This is a genomic window from Bartonella queenslandensis AUST/NH15 (assembly GCF_000312585.1).
Taxonomy (GTDB): Bacteria; Pseudomonadota; Alphaproteobacteria; order Rhizobiales; family Rhizobiaceae; genus Bartonella; species Bartonella queenslandensis_A.
Map to the genome: position 1 here is coordinate 1 of NZ_HE998315.1, position 284 is coordinate 284.

Annotated in this window: 1 protein-coding gene; it reads left to right on the top strand. The window is 25.4% G+C overall.

Translation table 11 applies throughout. From position 1 onward, the window contains the following. Positions 1-57 precede the first annotated feature (57 nt). Positions 58-284, top strand: a 227-nt coding sequence (locus BN338_RS12790) for a hypothetical protein (protein WP_210160969.1), incomplete at its 3' end; no start/stop codon positions are given.

Consider the following 284-nt stretch of genomic DNA (forward strand, 5'->3'; position numbering starts at 1 on the left):
AGCTGTATTTATGTTAATTTCATTATGAATACTTATTAAGTGAGGGAAATTATACAAATGATTTTAAAATATCTATTTACTCTATGTGCCATATTATTAATTTTTTTATCTACAGTGAAAGCATCTGAATGTACCTTTTTTCAAGGAGAATCATCTGTTACTATTACTTCTACTATTTCTGCATCAGATTTAATTCTTTGTAAACAGAGAGCTTATTTATTAAATAAGATTATCTCACCAGCTCATCCTGGTAATCATAATTTATTTTGGGAAAATATGATATT